Source organism: Rhizobium sp. 768_B6_N1_8, from assembly GCF_051811225.1.
Lineage (GTDB): Bacteria > Pseudomonadota > Alphaproteobacteria > Rhizobiales > Rhizobiaceae > Rhizobium.
In genome coordinates this window covers 723798-749746 of sequence record NZ_JBPWPV010000002.1, presented here as the reverse complement: position 1 = coordinate 749746, position 25949 = coordinate 723798, and the positions used below count along the sequence as shown (strand labels likewise).

Genomic DNA, 25949 nt, shown 5'->3' with positions numbered 1-25949 from the left:
TTTTAGTTCCCCATTTTTATTGTGCGGTGACTGTTTTGTAGCGGTCTGTCCTATGGGAGGGTTTCGGACAGCTTCTGCGGCTCGGCCGCAACGAAGTGCGAGGGCGAAAAACGGCGATATTGCAGAAGCGCCGGTTCATCGCCGATCTTGCGGACCGGGCTCGGTATCGCGCCGGTCAAAAGCGTGGTGTCGATGCTGCGATCGGGATCGGGCACAGGGATCGCGGCCAGCAGCTTGCGCGTATAGGGATGCTGCGGGTTCTCGAATATTTCCTGTCGGGTGCCAATCTCGACGATCTGTCCGAGATACATGACCGCGACACGATGGCTGATCTTCTCGACCACAGCCATGTCATGGGTGATGAAAAGGTAGGAAAGGCCGCGCTCCCGCTGCAGTTCCAGAAGCAGGTCAAGAATCTGCGCCTGGATCGAAACATCGAGCGCCGACACGGATTCATCCGCGATGATCAGTTCCGGATCGCTGGCAAGCGCCCGGGCGACGCAGACACGCTGGCGCTGGCCGCCGGAAAGCTCGTGTGGAAACCGCGTTCTGTAATCGCGCGGAAGGCCGACGCGATCGAGCAAAGCGAGCGTTCGCGCCTCGATCGCCGCCTTGTCCGGCTGCAGCTTGTGAACGATCATGGGCTCGGCAATGCTGGCGCCGGCCCGTTGGCGCGGATCAAGCGCTGCATAGGGATCCTGGAAAATATACTGGACCTTCTGCAGCAGGGAGCGCTTCTCGCGCGGATCCATTTCAGAGATATCGCGGCCACGGAAACGGATCTTGCCGCCAGTCGGCTCCATGATCTGCTGCAGCATTCGCCCGGTCGTCGATTTGCCGCTGCCGGATTCCCCGACCAGCGCCAGCGTTTCGCCCGCGGCGATCTCGAAGGAAATGCCTTCGACCGCATGAATGCGATGTGTCAGCCTGCCAAACAGGCTTCTGCGCGCCGCAAAACGCGCCGTGAGACCATCGACCTGCAGAAGCGGCGGCTTGCTATCGGAACGAACGGCTTCCAGTGCCTCGCTGTTCGGGGACGCCTTGCCCGACATGCTGCCGAGACGCGGCACGGCGGCAAGCAGGGTCTGCGTATAGGGATGCTGCGGATTGGAAAACAGCGCCCGAACCGGCGCCTCTTCTTGCTTCTCGCCGTGACGCAGCACGATCACATCATCGGCCATTTCGGCGACGACACCCATATCATGGGTGATGAAGATCACCGCCATGCCGAGTTCGCGCTGCAGCTCGCGGATCGTATTGAGGATCTGCGCCTGGATCGTCACGTCGAGCGCGGTCGTCGGCTCGTCGGCAATCAACAGCTTCGGACGGCAGGAGAGCGCCATGGCGATCATCACGCGCTGACGCATGCCGCCGGAGAGCTGATGCGGATAGCGCTGCATCATTGCATCAGCGTCGGGAATGCGAACCTTTTCGAGCATATTCCGCGCAATACGATTGGCTTCCGCGCGCGTGGTTTTCTGATGCAGGAGGATGGCTTCGACAATCTGATCGCCGATCGAAAAGACCGGATCGAGCGAGGTCATCGGCTCCTGGAAGATCATCGCGATCTCCCCGCCCCTTATCTGCCGGATGCGATCGGGATTGGCGGTGACGAGATCGAGAGGTCCATTGCGGCTCTGGAAGATAATTTCGCCGCCGCTGATGCGGCCGCCCGAAAAATCGGTGAGGCGCATGATCGCCCTCGAGGTTACCGATTTACCCGAGCCGGATTCTCCGACGATGGCGAGCGTCTTGCCCGGCTTGACGTCGAAACTCAGCGATTTGACGGCCTGAAACTGGCCGGACTTGAAGTCGACGGATAGTGAACGGACCGAGAGGACGACGGGGATGGCGGCGCTGTTGCTCTCGGTCGATCTACTCATAAAGTTGCCGCTGACCTCGCTGCCTGTTCGTAGTATCCCGACAAGGCCCTCAGATGAGAGGCAATGTCGGAAAGTTCATCCTGTGAAAGACCCGAGAGCTTGGTCGCCTCTACCAGCAACCGCTCGCGGATTTCCGAATAGCGGGTCAGCGCTTCCAGGCCCTGGTCGGTGACCTGGATCACCTTTTCCTTGCCGGATTTCCCGGTCTTCACCAGGCCGGCCGCATCGAGCTTCTTGACCGCATAATTGGCGACATGTGTGTCTTCGATATCGAGCACGAGGCAGAGATCGGAGAGCGTCTTCGGACGACCGCGATGACGCACGGAATGGATGATCAGGATCTCGACCGGCGACAGGCTCGGCACGCCGGCAGCCGCCATGCAGCGCACCATCCAGCGATTGAAAGCGTGAGAAAAGAGGATCGATCCGTATTCTAATTCGGAGAGGGCCGGTGAACTGCCGAGCGCCAGATGGGCGGACGACACGATCAATTCGCGGGGCGCTTTTCGTTCCTTCGGTTTATCCAATGAACTCTCTCATCTCAGAACTGAAGTACGTGTGGCAGGTTAGCTGGAAGCGATAATTTGTCAACAAATTATCGCTAAGATTCCTCTATTCCGCCGCCGTTTCCCGGATCTTGTTTTCCTGCACGTTCGACATGCAGGGACGAACATCTATTCCATTGATTTTAAACCGTTTTAGCCGAACCAAAATCAGGCATTGCGTGGCCCATATCCGCCACCCGTCGGGGTCACAATCGTGAAGGCTTCGCCCGCTTCCAGCACCGTATGGGCAGCGCCGATCAGCTCATCGATCGTACCGTCATTGCGGCGAACATAATTGCGGCCGGTCTGGCCGTCTTCGCCACCCTTCAGCCCGAACGGCGCGACGCGACGATGGCCGGAGAGGACGGCAAATTCCAGCTTCTCGAGCGTGCGGATCGTGCGTTGCGTGCCATTGCCGGCATGCCACTGACCGCGCCCGCCGGAATTCGGCCGGATATGGAAATCCTCGAGCACGACCGGGAAACGGCTCTCCAGAATTTCCGGATCGGTGAGGCGTGAATTGGTCATATGCGTGTGCACGGCATCTGCACCATTGAACCCCGGGCCTGCCGGCGCACCGGAGCAGATGGTTTCGTAATATTGGTATTTGTCATTGCCGAAAGTCAGATTGTTCATCGTGCCCTGAGCAGCAGCCATGGCGCCGACCGCGCCGATCAGGCAGTTGGTCACGGCCTGGCTGACTTCGACATTGCCGGCAACGACGGCGGCCGGGTATTCCGGCGTCAGCATGGTACCATCGGGAATGACGATACGGATCGGCCGCAGGCAGCCGGCATTCATCGGAATATCCGCCTCGACCAGCACGCGAAAGACATAGAGCACGGCCGCCCGCGTCACCGGCGCCGGCGCATTGAAATTGTCGGGGCGCTGCGCTGAGGTGCCGGTAAAATCGACTGTCGCTTCGCGCTTTTCCCTGTTGATGGAAATCTTGACGACGATCTTGCAGCCCTGATCCATCTCATAGGAAAATTCGCCGTCCGGCAGGCGGTCGAGCACACGCCGCACGCTTTCGGCGGCATTATCCTGCACATGGCCCATATAGGCGTCGACCACGTCCTCGCCGAAGAGCGCAATCATCTTCTTCAGCTCCGCCACGCCCTTTTCGTTCGCAGCAACCTGCGCCTTCAGGTCGTTGACGTTCTGCGCCAGCGTGCGAACTGGATAGCGCGCACCGGTGAGCAGATCGGCAAGCGCGTCCTCACGGAAACGGCCGCGATCGAGCAGCTTGAAATTGTCGATGTAGACGCCTTCTTCGTCGATATGCGTCGCAAGCGGCGACATCGAGCCCGGCGAGATACCGCCGATATCGGCATGGTGACCACGGCTTGCCACCCAGAAGCGGATGCGCGTACCGGCATCGTCGAAGACGGGCGTGCAGACGGTGAGGTCAGGCAGATGCGTGCCGCCATTATAGGGCGCATTGATCAGGAAGACGTCACCCGGATGAATGACCGGATTTTCGCGGATGGCGGTCGCCACCGACGCATCCATGGAGCCGAGATGCACAGGCATATGCGGCGCGTTGGCAACGAGATTGCCGTCCGCATCGAAAACGGCGCAGGAAAAATCGAGCCGTTCCTTGATGTTGACGGAATAGGCGGTGTTCTGCAGTGTCACCCCCATCTGCTCGGCAATCGACATGAAGAGATTGTTGAAAATCTCCAGCATGACCGGATCGGCCTTGGTGCCGATCGCCGTGCGCTCGGGCAGCGCCTTGATGCGGGTCAGCACGACATGATCGCGCGCCGTCAGCTTCGCCTGCCAGCCATCTTCCACGACGATGGTCTGGTTCGGTTCGATGATGATGGCCGGCCCGGTCACGGTCTGGCCGGGGAGGATACGATCACGCAGGACGACGGCCGCATCATGGCTTTCACCCTGCGAATGGAACAGGGTTCGCCGGATGGGCGAAGCCTCGCCCTCACCTGCTTCCCCGCGATCGACATCGATTTCGGCGGCGGCACCGCCGATGCATTCGACCTCGACGGCTTCCACGACCAGCGGCTTGTCCTCGGCAACGAAGCCGAAACGGCGCTTGTGCAGGATCTCGAACTCCTTGCGAAGGCGCGCCGCGTCATCAGTTTGCGGGAACAGTGCCTCGACGGCCAGTAGAGTATCGGTGCCGGCATAGCGGATATGAGCGCGCAACACCGTCTTGATCTTGCCGGCCTCGACGCCCTGCGCCACCAGCTCCGGCTGGCATTCACCCTGCAATTGCCTGCCAAGCGCGGTCATCTCTGCGGGTGCGGCCGCATCGAGCGTCACACCGAGCGCCTTTTGACGCGTGGAGCGGATATCGGCGAGACCCATGCCATAGGCCGACAGCAACCCCGACATCGGATGCAGCAGGATGCTCTTCATTCCGAGCGCGTCGGCGACCAGGCAGGCATGCTGGCCGCCAGCGCCACCGAAGCAATTGAGCGCATAACGCGTCACGTCATAACCGCGCTGCACGGAAATCTTCTTGATCGCCTCGACCATATTGGCGACAGCAATGCGGATGAAGCCGTCAGCCACTTCTTCGGGGCTGCGCCCGTCGCCGATCTCGGCTGCCAGCTCGGCGAACTTCTGCCGCACCGTCGCGACGTCGAGCGGCTTATCCTGGTTCGGGCCGAAGATTGCCGGGAAGAAATCCGGCAACAGCTTGCCGGCCATGACATTGGCATCGGTCACCGCAAGCGGGCCGCCATTGCGGTAGCAGGCTGGACCTGGGAAAGCGCCGGCGGAATCAGGCCCGACGCGGAAACGGCCGCTTTCGAAATGCAGGATCGAACCGCCGCCGGCCGCCACCGTATGGATCAGCATCATTGGCGCGCGCACACGAACACCGGCGACTTCCGTCTCGAAGGCCCGCTCATACTCGCCGTCGAAATGCGCGACGTCTGTCGAGGTGCCACCCATATCGAAGCCGATTACGTGGCCGAAACCCGCCTGCTCGCCGGTCTTGGCAAGACCGACCACACCGCCGGCCGGACCGGACAGGATCGCATCCTTGCCCTGAAACATGTTGGCTGCAGTCAGGCCGCCCGAAGACATCATGAACATGACGCGCGCGCCGGTACGCGCCACGTCAAGTTCGTCCGAGACCTGACTGACATAGCGGCCAAGCACCGGCGAAAGATAGGCGTCGACAACGGTCGTATCGCCACGGCCGACCAGCTTGATCAGCGGCGAGACCTCGTGACTGACGGAAACCTGTTCGAAGCCGATGGCGCGGGCTATGCGCCCAGCGACTGCCTCATGATCAGGATATTTATAGGCGTGCATGAAGACGATGGCGACGGCGCGATAACCCTTGGCGCGCAGATCGCGCAGGGCCGCTTCGGTCGCGGCCTCATCGAGCTTTGTCTCGACGGTACCGTCGGCCAATACGCGCTCTTCGAGCTCGACCACATCCTGATAGAGCGCTTCCGGCTTGATGATCTCGGTCGCAAAGATCTTCTTGCGCTCCTGATAACCGATGCGCAGAGCGTCACGGAAACCCTTTGTCGTTACCAGCGCCAGACGTTCGCCCTTGCGCTCCAGAAGCGCATTGGTGGCGACGGTGGTGCCCATGCGCACCTCGTCGATCAGCCCGGTCGGGATTGGTTCATCCGCGCTCAGGCCGAGATGCAGGCGAATGCCGTGGACGGCGGCATCGCGATAGGCTTCCGGATTTTCGGACAGCACTTTGCGGGCATGCAGGGCACCGGAGGGGTCGCGCCCGACAATATCGGTGAAGGTGCCTCCACGGTCGATCCAGAAGTCCCAGCTACCAGCCGCAATGCCCGACAATATCGCCTCCGCCGTTCGTTTCCAATATCACTAAGAAATTATCGATAAATCGTCAACATTTTACAGAAGACTAAGTCGCCGCGGCATCATGGACGCAGGGCGTATCACAGGCTGGATATTCAGGCGCATAAAATCGAACGCCGCGGCCCGAGGACCGCGGCGACAGGATTGGTGGAAGTGACCGATCTTCGAGGGCCGCGCCGTTAGGCGCCAACGCTTCTATCCGATCAACGCGAGGTCAGATCGTCGGGCAGTTCTGCATTGTGGTACTTGCGATAGATATCGCGCAGCACCTTGTTGTCGAAATTGGTCTTCACCCACTGGTCGAGCCAAGTCTTGAGGCCGGCTTCGCCCTTCGGAATACCGATGCCGAGGTTGGTTTCCTTCTGGGTGAACTTCACCTGCAGCGGATGATCGGCCATCTTCTTGTTGATGCCGTTGATGACGGCCGACTGGCTGGAGAGAATATCGACCTGACCCGAGACGACCGAGGTGATCAGTGTTGCGTCATCCTCGAAACGGACGATATCCGCATCCTTTGCATTGGCCGTGATGTCCTGGTCATTTGTTGTGGCGCGGGTGACGCCGATGCGTTTGCCGCCGAGATCGGCATAGTTCTTGATCTCAACGCTCGGCTGGGCAGCGACGACGAGCGCGAGCGTCGCATAGGGAACGGAATAGTCGATCGCCTTCTTGCGCTCTTCGGTAATGCCGAGCGAAGAGACGACCATATCGGCCTTGCCCGTCTGCACGGAGGGAACACGGGCAGCATTGGTGATTTCCACCAGTTCCAGTTCGACGCCGAGATCCTTGGCAATCAGCTTCGCGGTTTCGACGTCCGAGCCGGTCGGCTTAAGGTTTTCATCGACGAAGGAATATTCCGGAATGCCCATCGCGACCGCGATGCGAACCTTGCCGGCCTTCTTGATATTGTCGAGCACGTCGGCATGGGCAACGCTTGCCAGCGCCAGCAGGCCTGCGCCGGCCAACAGTGCCAGTTTCGAAATCATTGTCTTCGGCATACTCCAAGTCTCCTCTACCTGATTGCCTCTGCCCGCTCTCTGTCGGGCCTCCTCTCAAACCTGTGCCGGCTCATCCGGGACAGGCAATTTCCTCCCGCAATGGCGGGGTTGTAGCATCCCGTTTTCTGGAATGGCGGAATGCTCCATCTCTTTGTTTTCACGCAATTCCGGATGCAAACCGCTACGCAGTTTTGCTGGAATTGCTCTATAGCTCTGCAGCCATGAACTCCTTCAGTTCGGGCGTCTGCGGATTGCTCAGGATGTCGGCGCCACCGGTCTCCCAGACCTTGCCGGTGTGCATGTAGATGACGCGGTTGGCGGCGCGCTTGGCAAAACCCATCTCGTGGGTGACGACGATCATCGTCATGCCGCCGCGCGCAAGATCTTCCATGACGCGTAGAACTTCACCCGTCAGCTTCGGGTCGAGAGCCGAGGTCACCTCGTCGAACAGCATCACCTTGGGCTGCATGGCGAGCGAACGGGCGATTGCGACGCGCTGCTGCTGGCCGCCTGACAGTTGCTCCGGATAGGCATCGATCTTTTCCGACAGGCCGACCTTTGCGAGTACCTGCTTGGCGATCTCGAAGGCCTGGTCCTTGCGCATGCCCTTCACGCGGCGCAGTGCCAGCATGATGTTTTCCGCGACCGTCATATGCGGGAAGAGATTGTAGCTCTGGAACACCATGCCGATATCGCGGCGCAATGTCCTGAGATCGAGCTTCGGATCCTCGACGCGATGGCCGCAGACCTCTATCGATCCATCCTGGATTGTCTCCAGCCGGTTGATGCAGCGCAGCGCCGTGCTCTTGCCGGAGCCGGACTGGCCGATCAGCGCCACCACTTCGCCGGCATTGATCTCGAAGGAGACGCCCTTCAGCACCTCCAGCGCACCGAAGCGCTTGACGACATTGGTGAGTTTAACGGCGACCGACATTGAGCTTCCTCTCGAGAGAGCGGCTCCAGACCGACAGCGGGTAGCAGACAGCGAAATAGAGAAGCGCTGCGATACCGAAGACCAGAAAGGGCTGGAACAGGGAGTTGTTGATGACCTGCGCCGCACGCGTCAGCTCGAGGAAGCCGACGACAGAGGCGAGCGAGGTATTCTTGATGAGCTGGACGAGGAAGCCGACCGTCGGCGGCGTGGCAATCCTGAGCGCCTGCGGCAGGATTACATCTCGCAGCGCCTGCCAGCGGGTCAGGCCGAGGCATTCGGCGGCCTCGAACTGCGTTCGCGAAATGGATTCGACCGAGCCGCGCCAGATCTCGCCGAGATAGGAACTCGAATAGATCATCATGCCGAGGCCGGCCGCCACCAGCGGCGGGACCGAGATATTGATGACCCCGAGGCCGAAATAGAGGATGAACATCTGGATCAGGAGCGGCGTGCCCTGAACGATCTGGATATAGATGAGGGCAGCCCGCCGCACCCACAGGAAGCGGGAGATGCGGCACAGCATCACGAAGAAGCCCGCAATGCCGCCCAGCAGGAAGGCGAGTGCTGACAGCACCACCGTCCAGACAAGTCCATCCAGCAGATAGATCAGGTGATTGAAGGAAAACCCACCGAGCATTGGCGACCTCTAGAGCGACGTGCCGAGCCGGCGACGGCGCGGGAAGGCGATGAGACCGAGGCCGTAGAAGCCTGCCCGCATCAGATAGGTGATGGCGATGTAGAGAACGGCGACGACCATGTAGGTTTCCAGCGAGCGGAATGTGTTCGACTGGATGTTGTTGGCGACACCCGTCAACTCCTCGGCCGATATCTGCGAGGCAATCGAGGTCGATAGCATCATCAGGATGAACTGGCTGGAAAGTGCCGGGTAAACGCGCTCGATTGCCGGCAGAAGGATGATGTCGCGGTAGATCTGCAGCTTCGACAGGCCAAGCGCTTCAGCGGCCTCGATCTGGCTCGGATGGATGGAATCCATGCCGGCGCGTACGATCTCGGCCGTATAGGCGCCGACATTGATGACCATGGCGAAGACGGCTGCCGCGATGATCGGCAGACGGATTCCGACCGAGGACAGGCCGAAGAAGATGAAGAAGATCTGCACGATAAACGGCGTGTTGCGCACCGTCTCGACATAGATGCTGACGAGGGCACGCAACGGCCCGATATCCGAGCGACGGGCGATAGCGCAGGCAACACCGATCACCAGACCGATGATCACCGAAAAGACGGTGATCTCGATCGTGACAAGCGCGCCCGACAGGAAATCGCTCCAGTAGGGCAGCAAGGCCGAAAAATCGAACTGGTACTGCATATCCTCCTCCATTCCGGCCAAGCCAACTCCACTGGCGCAGCCTCGCCTTCCCGCAGGAAAGCGTCATGTCTCCTCCCGGCTGTCGCGTCAGCGCGCCAGCCAGCCTCCATCGACCGGCAGCACCGTGCCGTGCACATAGTCGGATGCCGCTGATGCCAGGAACACGGCCGCACCGCCGATGTCGCCGGGCTCTCCCCAGCGGCCGGCCGGGATGCGGGCCAGGATGCTGGCATTGCGATCGGCGTCTTCACGGAGCGCCGTCGTGTTATTGGTCACGAAATAGCCGGGAGCGATGGCATTGACGTTCACGCCCTTGCCCGCCCATTCGCAGGCGAGCAGCCGGGTCAGACCCGCAAGGCCGCTCTTAGAGGCCGTGTAGGACGGGATGCGTATGCCACCCTGAAAGGAGAGAAGAGAGGCGATATTGATGATCTTGCCGCGCCCTTTTTCGAGCATGTGACGGGCAGCCGCCTGAGACAGGAAGAAGGCCGTCTTCAGGTTGACGTTCATCACCGCGTCCCAGTCCTCCTCGGTGAAGTCGATCGCGTCGGCACGGCGGATGATACCGGCATTGTTGACGACGATATCGAGCGCCCCGAAGCGTTCCAGTGCCTCAACAACGATCGGCTTGACCGGCTCGATCGTACCGAGATCGGCCTTGATGACGTGGAATTTCGTACTCGCCTTCGCCACCAGGGCTTCGGTCTCATCCATCGAAGAACGGCCGACGGCGACGATCGAAGCACCAGCCTCTGCCAGCGCGACGGCAATGCCCTGCCCGATCCCGGTATTGGCACCCGTGACGACGGCAGTTTTTCCCGAAAGGTCGAAAAGAGCATGCATCGCCATCACCTCAGATCGCCGATGGCGATATGGTCCATGTCGGTGAAACTCTTGTTGTCGCCGGCCATTGCCCAGATGAAGCTGTAATTCTTGGTGCCGGCGCCGGAATGGATCGACCAGGGCGGCGAAATAATGGCCTGTTCGTTGGCGACGAGCATGTGACGCGTTTCCTGCGGCTCTCCCATGAAATGGAAGACGCGCTGATCGGCATCGAGGTCGAAATAGAGATAGGCTTCCATGCGCCGGTCGTGCGTGTGGCTCGGCATGGTGTTCCAGATGCTGCCGGTCTCCAGGCTGGTGAAGCCCATGGTCAGCTGGCAGGACTGGCAAACCTCTGGATGGATATACTGATAGATCGAACGCTTGTTGGCGCTTGCCGCCTCGCCCGGCGTCAGATGCCGCGCCTTGTCGCGCGTCAGCAGCACGGTCGGGTGGCTGGCATGGGCCGGCGTCGAGACCAGATAGAATTTTGCCGGATTGGCAACCTCGGCACTTTCGAAACTGATATCGACGGCGCCCCTGCCGACATAGAGGCAGTCATACTTTGCCAAAGTGTAGGTCGTGCCGTCGACGATCACGCTGCCGGAATTGCCGACGTTCAGAACGCCAAGTTCACGCTCTGCCAGAAACGTGTCCTGGCCGATCGCCTTTGGCGCCGTGAGTACCAGAGCCGTGCCGAGCGGCGCAGCGCCGCCGATGACCATGCGGTCATAATGCGAATAGGTCAGGCTGATCTCGCCAGGCGCAAAAACCGTCTCGACCAGGAAGTGGCGCCGCAGCGTTTCCGTATCGAAGTCCCTGACAGCTTCAGGATGGGAGGCGTGTCGTACGTCAATCTGCATTGGAATTGTCCTTCTCTCCTCCGGATGCCGCCGCGTACGGGGCATCCTCAATGAAATAGGCTGGGTCGAGCATCTCTGCCTCTTCGACTTCGTGCAGCAGCTTGCCGAGATGGAACTCCATCGCCGCCTTCGCGCCGTCCTTGTCGCCGGCTCGCATGCAATCGATGACCGCGGCATGTTCCTCGATGACGCGCGTCAGACGGCCCTGCTGCGGCAGCGTCAGCAGGCGGTAACGATCGCTATGAACCTTGACTTGCTGGATGATCGTCCAGATGCCGGGAAAGCCGGCGATATTGCTGATCAGTTGGTGGAAATCATTGTCGATGACGTGGAAGGTCGCGACATCGCCTTCGCGGTGGCAGGCATCAAGATCAGCGAGATTACGCTCCAGCGCACGCAGGCCTGGCGGCGTCATCTTCTCGACCGCGATCGAAACCGTCGTGTCCTCCAGCGCCTTGCGCACCAGGATCGCTTCGTAAAGCGCGCGGCGCGGAATGCGGGAGACGAAAGTGCCGGATTGCGGGAAGACATCAACAAGGCCGTCATCAGCAAGTCGGATAATCGCCTCGCGGATCGGCGTGCGGCTGACGCCGAACTGCGCTTCGAGCTCCTTCTCGTTCAGCAGTTCCATCGGCTTGCGACGCAGCGAGACGATGTCATCGAGAAGTGCATTGTAGACCAGCGTCGCTGCCCGCGGGGCAGCCGCCCGCTGATGAGAAAGCACCGTGACTCCTTGCAGGGAGCGCTTCTTGCGCGCGATTCCGGAGGGCGAATTCATCGCATTCCTTCCAAGCAACAGATCAGCAATCGAGTGTTTGAAATCATCGAGGACCGCCTCCAGCCGGTCTGATGTAAAAGTAATATATTAGTATCCAACTTCTGGCAAGCGCGTCGATGAGCCGTAGTTTTACGGTTGTGGAAAACGAAGCAGCGGTGGAAAATCTGCCAGGCGCACAGAGGACGAGAGTGTTGACGCGATCTGTCTGAAGCGATTCTCGCGGACCATCCGTCGCAATCGAATGGTGGTCTGAACTCTTGGCCGATAGCCCTTAGAACGAAACGCGCAACCAAGGCGCGACTAGGCCCCACCATCGTTCCGTCAGCGACGCCGTATTTAAGACAGCCTTGAAAGAAGGCTCTAATACGCCATTTTCTGACGCAACCAGAATGGCCGTTGCGGTCCTAAAGCAGGCTCAATGCAAGGGTCGGCGCACGCGGTGCCGCCGGCGCCCGGGTTAAGATGCATCGCGACCAGAGGGAACAAAAAAATGAAAGTACTTTTGGCATCCACCATCTTCGCAGCCGGCACGATGCTCGCGAGCGGCAGCGTTTTTGCAGCCGATTGCGGCAATGTCACGATCGCGAGCATGAACTGGCAGTCCGCGGAAGTCGCCGCAAGCCTCGACAAGATCATTCTTGAGGAAGGGTACGGCTGCACGGCCGAAATCGTCACTGGCGATACCGTCCCTACCCTGACCTCCATGGCAGAAAAAGGCGAACCGGATATCGCCCCGGAAGCCTGGGTCAGCCTTCAGCCGGAGTTGGTGAAGCGTGGCCTTGAAGGCGGCAAGGTCGTCGCAGGCGCCAAGATCCTCTCCGATGGCGCAATCCAGGGCTGGTGGATCCCCAAATACATCGCCGACGCCCACCCCGACGTTAAGACCATCCCCGACCTTCTCAAGCATCCCGAACTCTTCCCGGCACCGGAAGACAAGAGCAAGGGCGCGGTCTTCAACGGCCCTCAGGGCTGGGGCGGCACTGTCGTCACCGCGCAGCTCTTCAAGGCCTATGATGGCGAGAAAGCAGGCTTTACGCTCGTTGATACCGGGTCTGCCGCAGGACTCGATGGCTCGATCGCCAAGGCCTATGAAGGCAAGCAGCCCTGGGTCGGCTATTATTGGGCGCCGACCTCGCTGCTCGGCAAATATGAGATGGTCAAACTCGGATACGGCACGGAATATGACGCGGCCGAATGGAAGCGTTGCACCTCGATTGCCGATTGTGCCGATCCCAAGCCGAATGCCTGGCCGGCCGATGACGTGCAGACGCTGATCAGCAAGAGTTTTGCCGATCGCGGCGGCCCTGCCATCGATTACCTGAAGAAGCGCGCCTGGACCAATGACACCGTCAACAAGCTGATCGCCTGGATGACCGACAATCAGGCAACCGGCGAAGACGGTGCCAAATACTTCCTGAAGAATAATGAGCCTCTCTGGAAGGACTGGGTCTCCCCGGAAGCCGCCGAAAAGATCAAGGCTTCGCTCTAATCACTCAGACATGACATGGGCAGCGTTGCCGCTGCCCAGACAATCCTTCGGCGCGACGGCCAAAACAACAATCGGCCGCCGCCGCTATCTATTTTGGGAACGGCTATGGATTGGCTCTGGAAATTTCCGACAATGAATGACGACGTGCTGCGCGAGCTGAAGAAGAGCGTCGATGAAGGATTTCGTGCTTTCACACGCGCCTATGGCGACAGCATCGAGGCAGCCTTCAGCCCGCTGCAGAGTTTTCTTATCTGGGCCGAACGGCTGCTGACCGGCACACCCTGGCCAATCATTCTGATTGTTTTTGCCGCCATTGCCTGGTTTGCCAGCCGCAGCTGGAAGGTCGTTGTCGGCTGCGTTCTGACGCTTCTCGTCATCGGCTATTTCGACATGTGGCAGGATACGATGAAGACCGTGTCGATGATCTTCGTCTGTACCGTGCTTTCGATCGTGATCGGCCTGCCGCTCGGCATCCTGATGGCGCGGTCGAATGCGATGCAGAGGATCGTCAATCCGATCCTCGACGTCATGCAGACCATGCCGAGCTTCGTCTACCTGATCCCCGTCGTCATGCTTCTCGGCATCGGTCGCGTGCCTGGTGTCATTGCCGTCGTCATCTACGCCCTGCCGCCGATGATCCGCCTCACCAATCTCGGCATTCGCATGGTGGACGAGAATGTGCTGGAGGCAGCCGATGCCTTCGGTTCGTCGAGCTGGCAGAAGCTTCGTAACGTCCAGCTGCCGCTGGCGCTGCCAACCATCATGGCCGGCATCAACCAGACGATCATGATGGCGCTCGCCATGGTGGTCATCGCCTCCATGATCGGCGTTCAAGGGCTTGGCCAGCCGGTTCTCAAGGCCATCTCCAACCAGTATTTCACCCTCGGCGTCTTCAACGGTCTCGCAATCGTCGGCATTGCCATCATTTTCGACCGGATCAGCCAGGCCTATGGCCTGCGACTCCAGAAGCACCGGGAGATCGTGCATGGCTAGTAATTCGATCGAGATCCGGAGCCTCTTCAAGATCTTCGGCCCGAACGGCCGCGACTATGTGGAAGCCGTCAGCAAGGGCATGTCGAAGACCGAGCTCAACAAAGTGCATGGTCATGTGCTGGGGCTGAAAGACATCAACATCACCATCCCCGGCGGCAAGATCACCGTCATCATGGGTCTTTCCGGCTCTGGCAAATCGACGCTGATCCGCCACATCAACCGGCTGATCGACCCGACTTCCGGCGAAGTCCTCTGTGGTGGCGAGGATGTCTGCCGCATGGATGCCTTGCAGCTTCGCGAATTCCGCCGGCGGAAGACCGCGATGGTCTTCCAGCGTTTCGGCCTGCTGCCGCATCGCAACGTGCTGCAAAACACCGTCTACGGTCTGGAGATCCAGGGCGTCGCGAAGGCGGAGCGTGAAGAGCGGGCCAATGCCTGGATCAAGCGCGTCGGCCTGGATGGCTTTGATGGGCACTATCCGAATCAGCTCTCCGGCGGCATGCAGCAGCGTGTCGGCCTGGCGCGTGCACTCACCAATGATGCCGAAATCCTGCTGATGGACGAGGCTTATTCGGCGCTCGATCCATTGATCCGCGTCGACATGCAGACCGTCCTCCTCGATCTGCAGAAGGACCTGAAGAAAACGGTGGTCTTCATCACCCACGATCTCGACGAAGCTCTCCGGCTCGGGGAGAAAATCGCCATCCTGCGCGACGGTGAAGTCATCCAGCAGGGTTCGGCGGCGGAAATCGTCCTCAATCCCGCCAATGATTACATTGCCGCCTTCGTGAAGGAGGTCAATCGCGGCCGGGTCATCAAGATCGGTGCCGTCGCGAAGCAAATCCCGGTCGAAAGCCAGCTGCAGCTTTCCGAAGAGATGGATATCGAAGGGGCATTGCGCGAAATGTCTCGCGCTGACGTCTCCTCTGCCACTGTCATATCACAGGAGGGTCAGCCGCTGGGCGGCGTTTCGCTGCAGCAGTTGCTGGCGCTGCTTTTGCACCAGGCATGAAAATCTTAAGCAATCAGACGGCATGCAGCCAAACACATGCCGTTTGTTTAAACATGGTTAATTTTTTCATTATAATGATCTTGGAGAAGGAACCGAACGACACGTCCGGATTGATAGCACGCTGTGGAGGACCTCAAAGATGTTCAAATTTTTCTCGATCAAGCCGTCGACTGAAGAATTCGACGCCGATACCGGCACCTATGCCGATGGCATGACCGACCGCTACTATCGTGATCTGACCGGCCGCACCGAACACCGCTTCCGCTCCGCCCACGAGCGCGATTATGGCGCCGCCCGCGAGATCGCCGAAAATGCGCCGCATGGCGTCACCGGCAACTGACCTGCATACTGCCTCTTTCCTGATTCAGGCGCGTAGCGTTTCCTGCGATCGCCTGCTCAAATTGCTTGCCAGAACAGTTTTATTGCGGCCCTTGGCCTTGGCGTCGAGAAGGGCCGCGTCCGCGCGACTGACCAGCGTATCGACTGCGCCTTCTGCAGGTGACACCGCCACGCCGATTGATACCGTCACTGCGCCAATGATCTGACCTGAGTATGAAAGTGCCGCGCCGCCGATCTGCGCGCGTAATTTTTCGGCGAATTCGAAACCATGCTCTTCGCTGCAGTCAGGCAGCAATATGGTAAACTCCTCCCCGCCAAAACGGAATGCGTTGCCGATATCGGCGACAGCGCTGCGCAGGACCTGCCCGACATATTGCATGACCATGTCGCCGGCATCGTGACCGAACTGGTCGTTGAAACGCTTGAAGTGATCGATGTCGATCATCAGGCAGACGAGTGGCTCTTGGCCATTGTCGCGCCCACGCCGATGCAGCATGTCGTCGAGGAAACGGCGGTTGAAGAGCGCGGTCAACGGATCGCGGATAGCAAGATCAGTCAGCTTTTCACGAAACTGCAGATTGGCGACCGCCAACCCGACATTCTCGGCGATCAGCTCCAGATAGAGGCGGACATTGTCCAGCACTGGCGCCTGCGCGTGACGCTCCTCGAGATAGAGGAGACCGATCATATCACCCTGTGCCGTCAACGGGAAACAGGAGGCCGCAACACCACTCCCCTCGACATGCTGGCAGGGCACATCGCCGTCGCCGATGCCGCTCCTATGCGGGCGGCCGCGTCGCAGTGCCCAGCAGGCATTGGCCGGAAAGGCCGCCTGCGCGTTGACAGGCTCCAGCCACGTGCCGGCTTGCGCGAGAGCGGACTTATCCTCGTCGAGGATATAAAGACTTCCGGCAATGCCTGGAAAGATCTGCGGCGCGAAGCGCGCAACGACATCGGCCAGCTCATGTTGATTTTCACAAGCCTGAAGGCGATGCATCATCTGCAGGATGAGATCCTTGGTATGCTGGTCAGCCCGCCGCTCCGCATCCAGGCGTTCACGTTCAAGCCCGTTTTCGCGAAAGATCTGGATGGCCTCGTTCATCTCGCCTATTTCATCGCGGCGGTGGTCGTCAGGGACCTCGACAGCGTAATCCTGCCTCGCGAGCCGTGTAACGATGCCGGTCATGCGCACCAGAGGCATGGCCACGCGGCGCCGCAGGATGAAGTAGAGTACGGCAAGGAAAAGCAGACCGGTCATCGCCAGCATGACTTTGGCGACAAGGCTCCATTGGTCGCTGCGCCGGCGTGCATCATCAAGTGCTGCTCCCGTGCGTGTCGCCGTGATATCGCGCAGATGCCCGGCCGACTCCAGGAGAGCCGTTTGCAACCGCTCATGTTCCGGCCCGAAAAGTGTTTGCTGCGCTGCCTGTCTGTCTCCCCTCTGGAAAGTATCGACAGCGGCGGCTTCTACCGTGTCAAGTGCCTCAGTCTGTTTGACTATGCCCTCGAGAATATTCCGCTCGACGACAGATATATCCCGTGCCGCAATCTGCTCGGCCGCCGTTTCGCGCCGCCGTTCGGTCTCCTCGTCCGCCTTGAAGGCATCGAGGTGGCGCTGTTCGCCGCGCATGACGTAGAGCCTTGCTTCATCACTGGAGACTTCGGCACCCATCTCAAGCTGTTCGGTCAGCGTATCGAGAGCGAGATGTTCTTCAACCGCACGCCGCTCGTCGTCGGCGCTACGCGACGACATGATGAAAGCAACAGCCGAAAGCGCCGTGAGGATCACGGTTATCCCGTAGGCCCAGTTGGTGATGGTGCTTATTCTCATATGGCCATGATAGCGAAATCGGATTGAAGGGGAATTAAAGAAACTTCTAACATAATACCGGGTGCAGTATACGGTTTGCGAAAAAGCGCGAAAATCTGAATCGAGCAATAGCTGCAGAACGGCGTAGCGGCGGGCATGGCTCTTGGCAATCGCAGCGCGGTGCTGTCGATATCGAATGGTCTCAATCAATCAGTTTTGTGTAACTGATCCCGGCCTGTGGGCCGCCCTCTATCGGATTCGTTTCAAGAGGTGATTGTAATCGGTCTGGCTGGGCCAGCTGCAACGGACCATCGAGTGCGCAACAAGCGAACAGCGATGTTCACCTGTATTTGACGCCTGGACGCGGCGGAGACGCCGCGTCCAGACAGGTTTTTTTCAATCAGACGAGATCAAAACGATCGGCGTTCATGACCTTGTTCCATGCGGCAACGAAGTCCTTCACGAACTTCGCCTTGGCATCGGACTGGCCGTAGACTTCCGCAAGCGCGCGAAGCTGCGAATGCGAACCGAAGATCAGATCAATGCGAGTACCGGTCCACTTGGCCGCATTGGTCTTGCGGTCGCGGCCTTCATAAACACCGTTCTTGCCGGCGACCGGAGCCCAGACCGTGCCCATGTCGAGCAGGTTGACGAAGAAGTCGTTCGTCAGCACTTCCGGATGCGCGGTGAAGACGCCATGTTCGGGCTTGCCGGCCGTGAGCACGCGCAGGCCACCGACGAGAACCGTCATTTCAGGCGCGGTCAGCGTCAGCAGCTGGGCGCGATCAACGAGGGCTTCTTCCGGCTTCAGGAACTGCAGGCGGTTGCTGTTCACGTAGTTGCGGAACCCGTCAGCACGCGGCTCAAGCGCTGCGAAGGAAGCAACATCCGTCTGCTCCTGCGATGCATCCATGCGGCCCGGCGTGAACGGCACGACGATGCCCTGGCCACCGGCCTTGGCCGCCTTTTCGACACCAGCTGCACCCGCAAGCACGATCAAGTCGGCGAGCGACACCTTCTTGCCGCCGGTCTGGGCTGCATTGAAGTCCTTCTGGATGCCTTCGAGAGTGCCGAGAACCTTGGCGAGCTGTGCCGGTTCGTTGACTTCCCAATCCTTCTGCGGCGCAAGGCGAATGCGCGCGCCATTGGCACCGCCGCGCTTGTCGGAGCCGCGGAAGCTCGAAGCGGACGCCCATGCGGTCGAGACGAGTTCCTGAACGGTGAGACCGGAGGCTAAGACCTTGACCTTGAGGTCGGCGATATCCTCATCGTCGATAAGGGGATGATCGACGGCCGGGATGACATCCTGCCAGATCAAGTCTTCTGCCGGAACTTCCTTGCCGAGATAGCGGACCTTCGGGCCCATGTCGCGATGGGTGAGCTTGAACCAGGCGCGAGCAAAGGCGTCTGCGAACTGATCCGGGTTTTCGAGGAAGCGGCGTGAGATCGCCTCGTAGACCGGATCGACGCGCAGTGCGAGGTCGGAGGTGAGCATTCGCGGCAGGTGCTTCTTCGAAGAATCGAACGCATCCGGAATGGTGGCACCAGCGCCCTTTGCGACCCACTGGTGGGCACCGCCCGGGCTCTTTTCCAGCTCCCATTCATAGCCGAACAGGTTCCAGAAGAAGTTATTGCTCCACCTGGTCGGGGTCGTCGTCCAGGTAACTTCCAGACCGCTGCCGATGGCATCGCGGCCGACACCGCTGTTGAACTTGCTCGTCCAACCGAGCCCCTGCGCCTCGATCTCTCCGCCTTCAGGATCGACGCCGACAAACGAGGGGTCGCCGGCACCATGGGTCTTGCCGAAGGTATGGCCGCCGGCGATCAGCGCCACGGTCTCTTCGTCATTCATCGCCATGCGGGCGAAGGTCTCGCGAATGTCGCGAGCGGATGCGAGCGGATCGGGCGTACCGTTCGGGCCTTCCGGGTTGACATAGATGAGGCCCATCTGCACAGCGCCGAGCGGTTCTGCCAGTTCGCGTTCTCCGCTATAGCGCTCGTCACCCAGCCAGGTGCCTTCCGGACCCCAGTAGAGCTCTTCCGGCTCCCAAACGTCGGCACGGCCGCCGGCAAAGCCGAAGGTCTTGAAGCCCATGGATTCGAGCGCGACGTTGCCGGTAAGGATCAAGAGGTCGGCCCAGGAAATGCTGTTGCCGTATTTCTGCTTGATCGGCCAGAGCAGGCGGCGGGCCTTGTCGAGGTTGACGTTGTCAGGCCAGCTGTTGAGCGGCGCAAAACGCTGCTGGCCCTGACCGGCGCCACCGCGGCCGTCAGTGATACGGTAGGTGCCGGCGCTGTGCCAAGCCATGCGGATGAAGAGACCGCCGTAGTGACCGAAGTCGGCCGGCCACCAATCCTGCGAATCCGTCATCAACGCATGAAGATCCTTCTTCACTGCGTCGAGATCGAGCTTCTTGAACTCCTCGGCATAGTCGAAATCCTTGCCCAGCGGATCCGAAAGGCCGGAATGATGGTGAAGCATCTGCAGGTCGAGTTGGTTCGGCCACCAGTCGCGATTGCCTCTGCGACTTGCTCCCGAATGATCAACGGGACATTTACCCGCGCTGTCAGGTTTCTGGTCCATAGTTTTCTCCTGTTGCTCCAGGCGACCGTTCGACAGCCGCCTTGTCCGTTAAACTATTGGGCCTGATTGCGTGCCTGCACCTCACTCCGGTCAACCGGAGTCGGCACGCATCCTCCCTCTCATTTCTTTTATCGGAAGCGTATGATAATTTTAAGTTGGATTTACTGATGAGCGCGATAAGTTTGCCTTATGACCAACGTTACACTGAAACAGCTTCGTTATTTTGAAGCCCTGGCACGTCACGGCCGGTTCCGGCATGCGGCCGATTCCTGCGCGATTTCGCAGCCCGCTTTGTCCATGCAGATCAAGGAGCTTGAAGAGGAGTTGGGCGGAAATCTTTTCGAACGCGGTGCGCGGGAGGTCAGGCTGACTGCCTTCGGACAACTCTTTGGGCTCAGGGTTCGCGATATTCTGCGTGCCGTTGACGAACTTGGAGACCTCGCCCGCGCGTCACAGGACAGGTTGCTGACGCGGCTGAGAATCGGGATCATTCCGACCATAGCCCCCTATTTGCTGCCGGCGATCATCAGCGATCTGAACAAGACCTTCGATAATATTGAGATCCAGGTGCGCGAGACGCTGACGGCGAGACTGGTGCATGAAGTGGCGCAGGGCGAATTGGACCTAGCGGTCGTCGCATTGCCGGTATCGGAACCATCGCTAACCGAAATCAAGCTGTTTGAAGAGGAGTTCCTGCTGGTCCGGCACCGCGAGGACGAAGGCAAGCCCGTGCCGGAACCTGAAGCCTTGCGCGAAATGCGCTTGCTTCTTTTGGAAGAGGGCCACTGCTTTCGTGATCAGGCCCTGTCCTTCTGCGGTATACAATCGACGCGCCCACGGGAAATCATGGAGGGCAGTTCGCTCTCGACGCTGGTGCAAATGGTCAGCGCCGGCATCGGTGTCACCCTGATCCCGGAAATGGCGGTGCCGGTGGAGACGCGCTCGGCCGATGTTTCCATCTCCCGGTTCCGCAGACCCCAGCCCCTAAGAACGATCGGCATCATCTGGCGCAATTCGACGCCTCTGGTTAAACAACTGCTGCAGATTTCGGAGGTTATCCGCCACTCGGCCGCAAGCCTGCATCAACACGTCGATCCCACACGACCCGGTATCGAAGGGTGATTTTAGCTGTCCCACTGGCCGGTCCGCCGGTCGCGCTCTAGCTTCCTGCACTAATAACAGGGGAACGGCTGAGTTGGATCTGATCGAACTGATGCCCATGACGCCGAACTGGACGGACATTGCGCTCCGTCTGGCAGCAACGGTCATCGCCGGCGCATTCATCGGCCTCGACAGGGAGCGAGGCGGACATCCCGCGGGATTGCGCACGACCATCCTCGTTGGGCTCGCCGCCTGCCTTTCGATGATCCAGGCGAATATCCTCCTGGCGACGAGCCAGAGCGTAAACGGTTCGATGGATATCCTGCGCTTCCCGCTCGGCATCCTTACCGGCGTGGGCTTCATCGGCGGAGGCGCGATCCTGCGGCGCGGCGACATTGCAACCGGCGTCACCACCGCTGCGACTTTATGGCTGATAACGGCAATCGGCCTGTGTTTTGGTGGCGGGCAGATCGCGGTCGGCGCCATCGTGACCCTTCTGGCAGTGCTGATCCTCTCTCCACTCAAGCATGTGGACCGCTGGATTTCGGGCGAGCAGAAGGGCACCATCGCAATCAAACTGGAAGGCGGCGCCGGGATTCCAGATGTGACGGCGGCAACGCCTGCACTCTCCGAAGCAAGCTTCACGGGGCTTAGGGATTTCGACGACGGACATCGCGAGCTAATCTACGATATCAGGTGGAAATCCGTTCGCGGCGTTCCAGGCGCGGATCACATTGCTGCATCGCTGGAACAGAATTTCCGCGTTACGCGCTTTGAGCATCGCACCACTCTAACATAGAGCATCGGCTTCACGTGGGGCATTTGAGGTGTTTGGAAGCACGATGACTAGCCAAACGATCGTTTGTGTTGACGAAACTGGGAGATGACGGAAGGCTGACGCCACCATAGAACGGAGAATGACCTTGCCGCTTCTTGTTCAGAACAACAGCCGGATGCAGCGCTATGAGCTGCCAATCAACACTGATGCAATGGCCATGGCCTACTATCGGATGGAAGGCGACAAGATCGTCCTTACCCACACCGAAGTTCCGTTCGAATATTCTGGCGCCGGAATCGGAACGAAGCTTGCCGATGGGGTTTTCGCGCTGATCAGAGAAAACGGCCAGAAGGTTATCCCACAATGCGAGTTCATGGCGCGCTACGCCGCAAAGCACCCGGAACACAATGATCTGATCACTGGCTGATAGACGCCGGCAGCAGTTACACGGGCTCAATTCCCTCGCGGCCGCATTCCCATACGACCGCGATATTGGCCGATCGCTTTATTCCAGCCCAGCCCTGTCCAGACCGTAAAGCTTATCGGCCGAGCCCGGCACGGCCTTGACCGCAACGCTGATCCGGTTCCATGCGTTGATGGCCATGACCTGGAAGGTCAGATCGGAAACTTCCTTCTCGGAAAGCTGGCCGCGGACCTTCTCATAGAGTTCGTCAGGAACCCCGGTGTCGGAGAGCTTGGTAACCGCTTCGGTCCAGGCAAGCGCTGCACGCTCGCGCGGGCTGAACAGCGTCGATTCACGCCAGGCGGCGACGTGATAGAGACGGAGCTCGCGTTCGCCGTGGATCTTTGCTTCCTTGGAATGCATGTCCACGCAGAAGCTGCAGCCATTGATCTGGGACGCGCGGATTTCGACCAAATCCTTTATCGTCTGCTCGATGGAGCTCTCTTTCAGCTCCATGGTAAAGGCGGTCAGCTTTTTAACGAGTTCCGGCGAAAGTTGGGCGTAATTCAGTCTTTGCGTCATGTCATCCTCGTCCTTCAAAATTACTGATTTGGGGAGCCGACCGCCAAGGCAAGCGCCTGCATGCGGTCACAAAATGAGTAGCAAGCGCACGGAAAAACGGTAGCTAACCATCGGTTGGGGGATGAGCCCGACATAGGGGCGGTCTTATCAGTCACCCGTCGCTGACCGCGAGCTTGCTTACCGCGATGCATGTTTCCGGATTTCGGTCTCGATGAAATCCGAAAAGAGGCGCAGCCGGTAGGTCGGCATTCGACCGAAAGCGTGGACAGCCTGGAACGGCATCGTCTCCAGCTCAAGGTCGGGCAGAAGCTGGATCAGTTCCCCTCGATCCAGTTCCTCCTGAACGATGCATTTCATCAGATAAGCAACACCTGCCCCACTCAATGCCGCAATTCGCATCGCCGTCGCCGTGTCGAGGTCCACCTGGCCCGTCGGTATCATCGTCGCGCCATTGGCAAAGTGAATGGGATATGTGTGGCCGTCGATCGCATACCGCGCGAAGGGAATTTCACGCAACCTCTCCACCGAGTTCACCCGTCCCCACGTTTCGACAAAGGCAGGAGACGCAACCAGCGCCATTTCCAGATGCACCAGCGTTCGCATCATCAGGTCGCTTCCCGCGACCTTGCCGACGCGAAAGGCGATATCGTAGTTTTCGCGAATCAGGTCGACGTGGCGATCCGTCGTCCCGAGATCGAGCGTTATGCCGGGATGCTGCGGCAGGAAACGCGTGAAGATGGGTGGCATCAGCAGCCTCGCAAGCTCGCTCGGCAGGCTTACGCGCAAATGGCCGGTCGCGCCGCGATCCGCCTGAAAGACATCCGATGATTCCTCGATCTGCCGGAGAAGTGGCGCAATATTTCCGAAGAAGGTTTCTCCGTCAGGCGTCAGCGTCAGGATACGTGTCGAACGACGAAAGAGCTTCCCCCCCAGCAGGCTCTCCAGCCGGGAAACGCTTTTAGATACGCCCGAGGGCGTTGTCTGCAGGCTGCGCGCCGCAGCACTGAAGGATCCCGTTTCCACGGTTCTGACAAAAGCTATCAGCCCCGCGGTTTCGCCCAGCAAATTGCCCATCTCGCCTCCACGAATTCGACCTGCAGATAAGCAGCCGCCCGGATATCGGCTGCGGCGCCGCAATGGTCACCCATGTGCATGGTTGCGGAATACGGATCGGATGGCTTGCAGCAGATAGGACCGACGGCGGTCATGCTGCATGGCGTGATTGCCGATATTCTCGCTCAATGCCTCCCGATAGGCGAGATTTGCCGCAAGGTCTTCTGCGAGTTCGGGGCGCTCGTGCAGGAGCGGTGCAAAAGCCTCCTTGCCGATTTCATAGACGGTCACCCGTGTTACCGCCTGAAGCGCATGGCTCTCTCCAATCCCGGCAAGAAAGCCCCCTTCGCCAAAAAAATCGCCAGGCGCCAGGCGCGCCGTCTCACTGCCGTCTCTTAGCATCGAAACGATGCCTGCCCGGATGATCATCAGGCTGGCAAGAGAGTCTCCTTCTTTCGCGATCTCGTCACCGGGAGCAAACGTGCGCTTGACCGCAGATGCCGCAAGCGTCGTTATCTCGTCGGCTGTCAGTACAGAGAAAACGGGGATCGCTTCGATGAGACTTTGCGCCGGGCCTGCGCTGGAGACCAGTGCATTCTGTGCGACGGGCTCGTCTGCGGTGATGACCTTGCTGAGCGGCATCGCAAGCTGAAGTCCGCTGGACTTGCAGTGGCGGTACACAAGATCGATGACTTCACTGCGGGCGAGGCCTCGCCGCAGCGGACTGGTGACTTGAAAATAGAGTTCGATATAAACCGCGCTGGCATCGATGCCGACAAGCGAAACCGCCGGGGGCGGGTCCTTGATGATGGAATTGCAGCTATCCAGCACCGTCTGCATGACGCCGAGGATGATGTGCGGCATGCGTGTCGGAACAATTCGGATCGACAGCGTAATCAGGTGGTTTTCATCCGGTTGGCTGATATTGGTCAGCCCAAGTTTGGCAAGCACGCTGTTCGGCAAGACGACGATATTGTGGGCGGCCGTCAGCAGATGCGTCGAGCGCCAGTTGCTGGCAACGATCCGTCCTTCCGTGCCATCGCTGAGCAAAATCCAATCGCCGATGACATAGGGACGTCCGAGCGTCAGAGCGATCCCCGAGAACACGTCTCCCAGCGTATTCTGCAAGGCAAGACCGAGGATGACGGCGATGACGCCTGACGTCGCGAGCAACGTTCCGATCGGAACCCCGAAGACGAAAGCCATGACCGACAGGGCGACACCGAGATAAACCACCGCGACCAAGAGGTCCTGAATGAGCCTTGCTTCTCGCGGCCTGCCATCCAGCACGATGTAGATGCGCAGGAAGCCGATGACGGCCCAGGAGAGATGAACCCACCAGAGGATCTTGGCAGAGACAAAAAGTGCGCTCATGCTTTCCAGATGCGGCGGGTCAAACCGAAACGGAACAATCCCTGCCAGCAGGAGAACGATCGTCATCGCGGCAAAGAAGGCGATCTGCACGATCAGGCGCGCATTTGGCCGGGAACGGCCCTGCAGATGCCATACGACGATGCCCGCTATGCCCAGGGCATTCAGCAAGACGACGAACGAAACGATTTCCTGCGGCATCCGCTCTTCTCATCGACAAAAATTGCAAGGAAACACCCCCACCCGTCGTCGCTTGGAATTTAACGACCGGCCAGGCGGAAAGAGATAGCTTTTAAGCTCGGTCCGGTCGGGCTATGCCCGACGCCGAGTTCTCGGAAAGCCTGCCGGCGGCGTCCTGGTTTCGCCCGCGTCGAGATCGAGGCTTCTGAGTTCGAGCGGTAATTCCAGCCGATTGAGTAGAATACGGATTTTCCACGCGCTTCCAGGAAATCGACCGTCATA

Annotated in this window: 22 protein-coding genes; 7 read left to right on the top strand and 15 right to left on the bottom strand. The window is 59.6% G+C overall.

Annotated features, from left to right (window positions below; all coding sequences use genetic code 11):
• Positions 1-50: 50 nt before the first annotated feature.
• From AB8B33_RS27820 to AB8B33_RS27775, 10 genes are all read right to left on the bottom strand, one after another.
• Positions 51-1883 carry an ABC transporter ATP-binding protein gene (locus tag AB8B33_RS27820; protein WP_439017840.1) on the bottom strand — a complete coding sequence of 611 codons (1833 nt, stop codon included), beginning with the start codon at positions 1881-1883 and terminating at the stop codon, positions 51-53.
• Entirely contained in the window at positions 1880-2410 is a 531-nt protein-coding gene (locus tag AB8B33_RS27815) for a winged helix DNA-binding protein (protein WP_439017839.1), read from the bottom strand. The genes AB8B33_RS27820 and AB8B33_RS27815 overlap by 4 nt, the downstream gene beginning before the upstream one ends.
• A gap of 186 nt (positions 2411-2596) precedes the next feature.
• Positions 2597-6223, bottom strand: a complete 3627-nt coding sequence (locus AB8B33_RS27810) for a hydantoinase B/oxoprolinase family protein (RefSeq protein ID WP_439017838.1) — start codon at positions 6221-6223, stop codon at positions 2597-2599.
• Positions 6224-6450: 227 nt separating this feature from the next.
• Positions 6451-7245, bottom strand: coding sequence for a transporter substrate-binding domain-containing protein (locus AB8B33_RS27805; RefSeq protein ID WP_310382631.1), 795 nt, complete (start codon positions 7243-7245; stop codon positions 6451-6453).
• Between the two features lie 205 nt (positions 7246-7450).
• Entirely contained in the window at positions 7451-8179 is a 729-nt protein-coding gene (locus AB8B33_RS27800) for an amino acid ABC transporter ATP-binding protein (RefSeq protein ID WP_113202056.1), read from the bottom strand.
• Positions 8163-8816: an amino acid ABC transporter permease gene (locus tag AB8B33_RS27795; RefSeq protein ID WP_439017837.1), complete on the bottom strand. Its 654-nt coding sequence runs from the start codon at positions 8814-8816 to the stop codon at positions 8163-8165. Before AB8B33_RS27795 ends, AB8B33_RS27800 begins: the two co-directional genes overlap by 17 nt.
• A gap of 9 nt (positions 8817-8825) precedes the next feature.
• Complete coding sequence (locus tag AB8B33_RS27790; protein WP_113182982.1) at positions 8826-9509, bottom strand: amino acid ABC transporter permease; 684 nt, start codon at positions 9507-9509, stop codon at positions 8826-8828.
• Positions 9510-9596: 87 nt separating this feature from the next.
• On the bottom strand, positions 9597-10352 hold the full coding sequence (kduD, locus tag AB8B33_RS27785) for a 2-dehydro-3-deoxy-D-gluconate 5-dehydrogenase KduD (RefSeq protein ID WP_439017836.1): 756 nt from the start codon (positions 10350-10352) through the stop codon (positions 9597-9599).
• A gap of 5 nt (positions 10353-10357) precedes the next feature.
• Positions 10358-11194, bottom strand: a complete 837-nt coding sequence (kduI, locus tag AB8B33_RS27780) for a 5-dehydro-4-deoxy-D-glucuronate isomerase (protein WP_439017835.1) — start codon at positions 11192-11194, stop codon at positions 10358-10360.
• The gene (locus AB8B33_RS27775; protein WP_439017834.1) at positions 11184-11918 is read right to left on the bottom strand and encodes a GntR family transcriptional regulator; all 735 of its coding nucleotides are present in this window, start codon (positions 11916-11918) and stop codon (positions 11184-11186) included. The genes kduI and AB8B33_RS27775 overlap by 11 nt, the downstream gene beginning before the upstream one ends.
• Before the next feature lie 544 nt (positions 11919-12462).
• Between AB8B33_RS27775 and AB8B33_RS27770 the strand changes: the two genes are divergently transcribed.
• The 4 genes from AB8B33_RS27770 to AB8B33_RS27755 all read left to right on the top strand — a co-directional run bounded on the left by AB8B33_RS27770 (position 12463) and on the right by AB8B33_RS27755 (position 15806).
• Complete coding sequence (locus tag AB8B33_RS27770; RefSeq protein ID WP_439017833.1) at positions 12463-13461, top strand: ABC transporter substrate-binding protein; 999 nt, start codon at positions 12463-12465, stop codon at positions 13459-13461.
• A gap of 105 nt (positions 13462-13566) precedes the next feature.
• Positions 13567-14454 carry an ABC transporter permease gene (locus AB8B33_RS27765; RefSeq protein WP_113320182.1) on the top strand — a complete coding sequence of 296 codons (888 nt, stop codon included), beginning with the start codon at positions 13567-13569 and terminating at the stop codon, positions 14452-14454.
• Positions 14447-15466, top strand: coding sequence for a quaternary amine ABC transporter ATP-binding protein (locus AB8B33_RS27760; RefSeq protein WP_439017832.1), 1020 nt, complete (start codon positions 14447-14449; stop codon positions 15464-15466). Before AB8B33_RS27765 ends, AB8B33_RS27760 begins: the two co-directional genes overlap by 8 nt.
• Positions 15467-15605: 139 nt before the next feature.
• Positions 15606-15806 carry a hypothetical protein gene (locus AB8B33_RS27755; protein ID WP_113320158.1) on the top strand — a complete coding sequence of 67 codons (201 nt, stop codon included), beginning with the start codon at positions 15606-15608 and terminating at the stop codon, positions 15804-15806.
• A gap of 24 nt (positions 15807-15830) precedes the next feature.
• On the opposite strand, the gene AB8B33_RS27750 is transcribed toward AB8B33_RS27755, so the two are convergent.
• Positions 15831-17636 (bottom strand): diguanylate cyclase, encoded by a 1806-nt coding sequence (locus AB8B33_RS27750; RefSeq protein WP_439017831.1) that lies wholly within the window; start codon positions 17634-17636, stop codon positions 15831-15833.
• 379 nt (positions 17637-18015) lie between these two features.
• Positions 18016-20199 carry a catalase/peroxidase HPI gene (katG, locus tag AB8B33_RS27745; RefSeq protein ID WP_439017830.1) on the bottom strand — a complete coding sequence of 728 codons (2184 nt, stop codon included), beginning with the start codon at positions 20197-20199 and terminating at the stop codon, positions 18016-18018.
• A gap of 189 nt (positions 20200-20388) precedes the next feature.
• Here katG and AB8B33_RS27740 point away from each other — a divergent pair, with 189 nt between their 5' ends.
• From AB8B33_RS27740 to AB8B33_RS27730, 3 genes are all read left to right on the top strand, one after another.
• Positions 20389-21321, top strand: coding sequence for a hydrogen peroxide-inducible genes activator (locus tag AB8B33_RS27740; RefSeq protein WP_113320161.1), 933 nt, complete (start codon positions 20389-20391; stop codon positions 21319-21321).
• Between the two features lie 91 nt (positions 21322-21412).
• Positions 21413-22099, top strand: a complete 687-nt coding sequence (locus AB8B33_RS27735) for an MgtC/SapB family protein (RefSeq protein ID WP_439018864.1) — start codon at positions 21413-21415, stop codon at positions 22097-22099.
• Between the two features lie 118 nt (positions 22100-22217).
• Complete coding sequence (locus AB8B33_RS27730) at positions 22218-22505, top strand: GNAT family N-acetyltransferase (RefSeq protein ID WP_439017829.1); 288 nt, start codon at positions 22218-22220, stop codon at positions 22503-22505.
• A gap of 78 nt (positions 22506-22583) precedes the next feature.
• Here AB8B33_RS27730 and AB8B33_RS27725 read toward each other — a convergent pair whose 3' ends face one another.
• The 3 genes from AB8B33_RS27725 to AB8B33_RS27715 form a co-directional block, all read right to left on the bottom strand.
• Entirely contained in the window at positions 22584-23063 is a 480-nt protein-coding gene (locus tag AB8B33_RS27725) for a carboxymuconolactone decarboxylase family protein (protein WP_113320163.1), read from the bottom strand.
• A gap of 177 nt (positions 23064-23240) precedes the next feature.
• Complete coding sequence (locus AB8B33_RS27720; protein WP_439017828.1) at positions 23241-24137, bottom strand: LysR family transcriptional regulator; 897 nt, start codon at positions 24135-24137, stop codon at positions 23241-23243.
• Between the two features lie 66 nt (positions 24138-24203).
• Positions 24204-25688 (bottom strand): cyclic nucleotide-binding domain-containing protein, encoded by a 1485-nt coding sequence (locus tag AB8B33_RS27715; protein WP_439017827.1) that lies wholly within the window; start codon positions 25686-25688, stop codon positions 24204-24206.
• Positions 25689-25949: the final 261 nt, after the last annotated feature.

Bases quoted from the DNA above. Each gene is read 5' to 3' on its own strand.
- AB8B33_RS27820 (WP_439017840.1), bottom strand. From the start codon at position 1,883: ATGAGTAGATCGACCGAGAGCAACAGCGCCGCCATCCCCGTCGTCCTC.
- AB8B33_RS27805 (WP_310382631.1), bottom strand. From the start codon at position 7,245: ATGCCGAAGACAATGATTTCGAAACTGGCACTGTTGGCCGGCGCAGGC.
- AB8B33_RS27800 (WP_113202056.1), bottom strand. From the start codon at position 8,179: ATGTCGGTCGCCGTTAAACTCACCAATGTCGTCAAGCGCTTCGGTGCG.
- AB8B33_RS27795 (WP_439017837.1), bottom strand. From the start codon at position 8,816: ATGCTCGGTGGGTTTTCCTTCAATCACCTGATCTATCTGCTGGATGGA.
- AB8B33_RS27790 (WP_113182982.1), bottom strand. From the start codon at position 9,509: ATGCAGTACCAGTTCGATTTTTCGGCCTTGCTGCCCTACTGGAGCGAT.
- kduD (WP_439017836.1), bottom strand. From the start codon at position 10,352: ATGCATGCTCTTTTCGACCTTTCGGGAAAAACTGCCGTCGTCACGGGT.
- kduI (WP_439017835.1), bottom strand. From the start codon at position 11,194: ATGCAGATTGACGTACGACACGCCTCCCATCCTGAAGCTGTCAGGGAC.
- AB8B33_RS27770 (WP_439017833.1), top strand. From the start codon at position 12,463: ATGAAAGTACTTTTGGCATCCACCATCTTCGCAGCCGGCACGATGCTC.
- AB8B33_RS27765 (WP_113320182.1), top strand. From the start codon at position 13,567: ATGGATTGGCTCTGGAAATTTCCGACAATGAATGACGACGTGCTGCGC.
- AB8B33_RS27760 (WP_439017832.1), top strand. From the start codon at position 14,447: ATGGCTAGTAATTCGATCGAGATCCGGAGCCTCTTCAAGATCTTCGGC.
- AB8B33_RS27755 (WP_113320158.1), top strand. From the start codon at position 15,606: ATGTTCAAATTTTTCTCGATCAAGCCGTCGACTGAAGAATTCGACGCC.
- AB8B33_RS27750 (WP_439017831.1), bottom strand. From the start codon at position 17,636: ATGAGAATAAGCACCATCACCAACTGGGCCTACGGGATAACCGTGATC.
- katG (WP_439017830.1), bottom strand. From the start codon at position 20,199: ATGGACCAGAAACCTGACAGCGCGGGTAAATGTCCCGTTGATCATTCG.
- AB8B33_RS27740 (WP_113320161.1), top strand. From the start codon at position 20,389: ATGACCAACGTTACACTGAAACAGCTTCGTTATTTTGAAGCCCTGGCA.
- AB8B33_RS27735 (WP_439018864.1), top strand. From the start codon at position 21,413: ATGCCCATGACGCCGAACTGGACGGACATTGCGCTCCGTCTGGCAGCA.
- AB8B33_RS27730 (WP_439017829.1), top strand. From the start codon at position 22,218: ATGACCTTGCCGCTTCTTGTTCAGAACAACAGCCGGATGCAGCGCTAT.
- AB8B33_RS27725 (WP_113320163.1), bottom strand. From the start codon at position 23,063: ATGACGCAAAGACTGAATTACGCCCAACTTTCGCCGGAACTCGTTAAA.
- AB8B33_RS27720 (WP_439017828.1), bottom strand. From the start codon at position 24,137: ATGGGCAATTTGCTGGGCGAAACCGCGGGGCTGATAGCTTTTGTCAGA.
- AB8B33_RS27715 (WP_439017827.1), bottom strand. From the start codon at position 25,688: ATGCCGCAGGAAATCGTTTCGTTCGTCGTCTTGCTGAATGCCCTGGGC.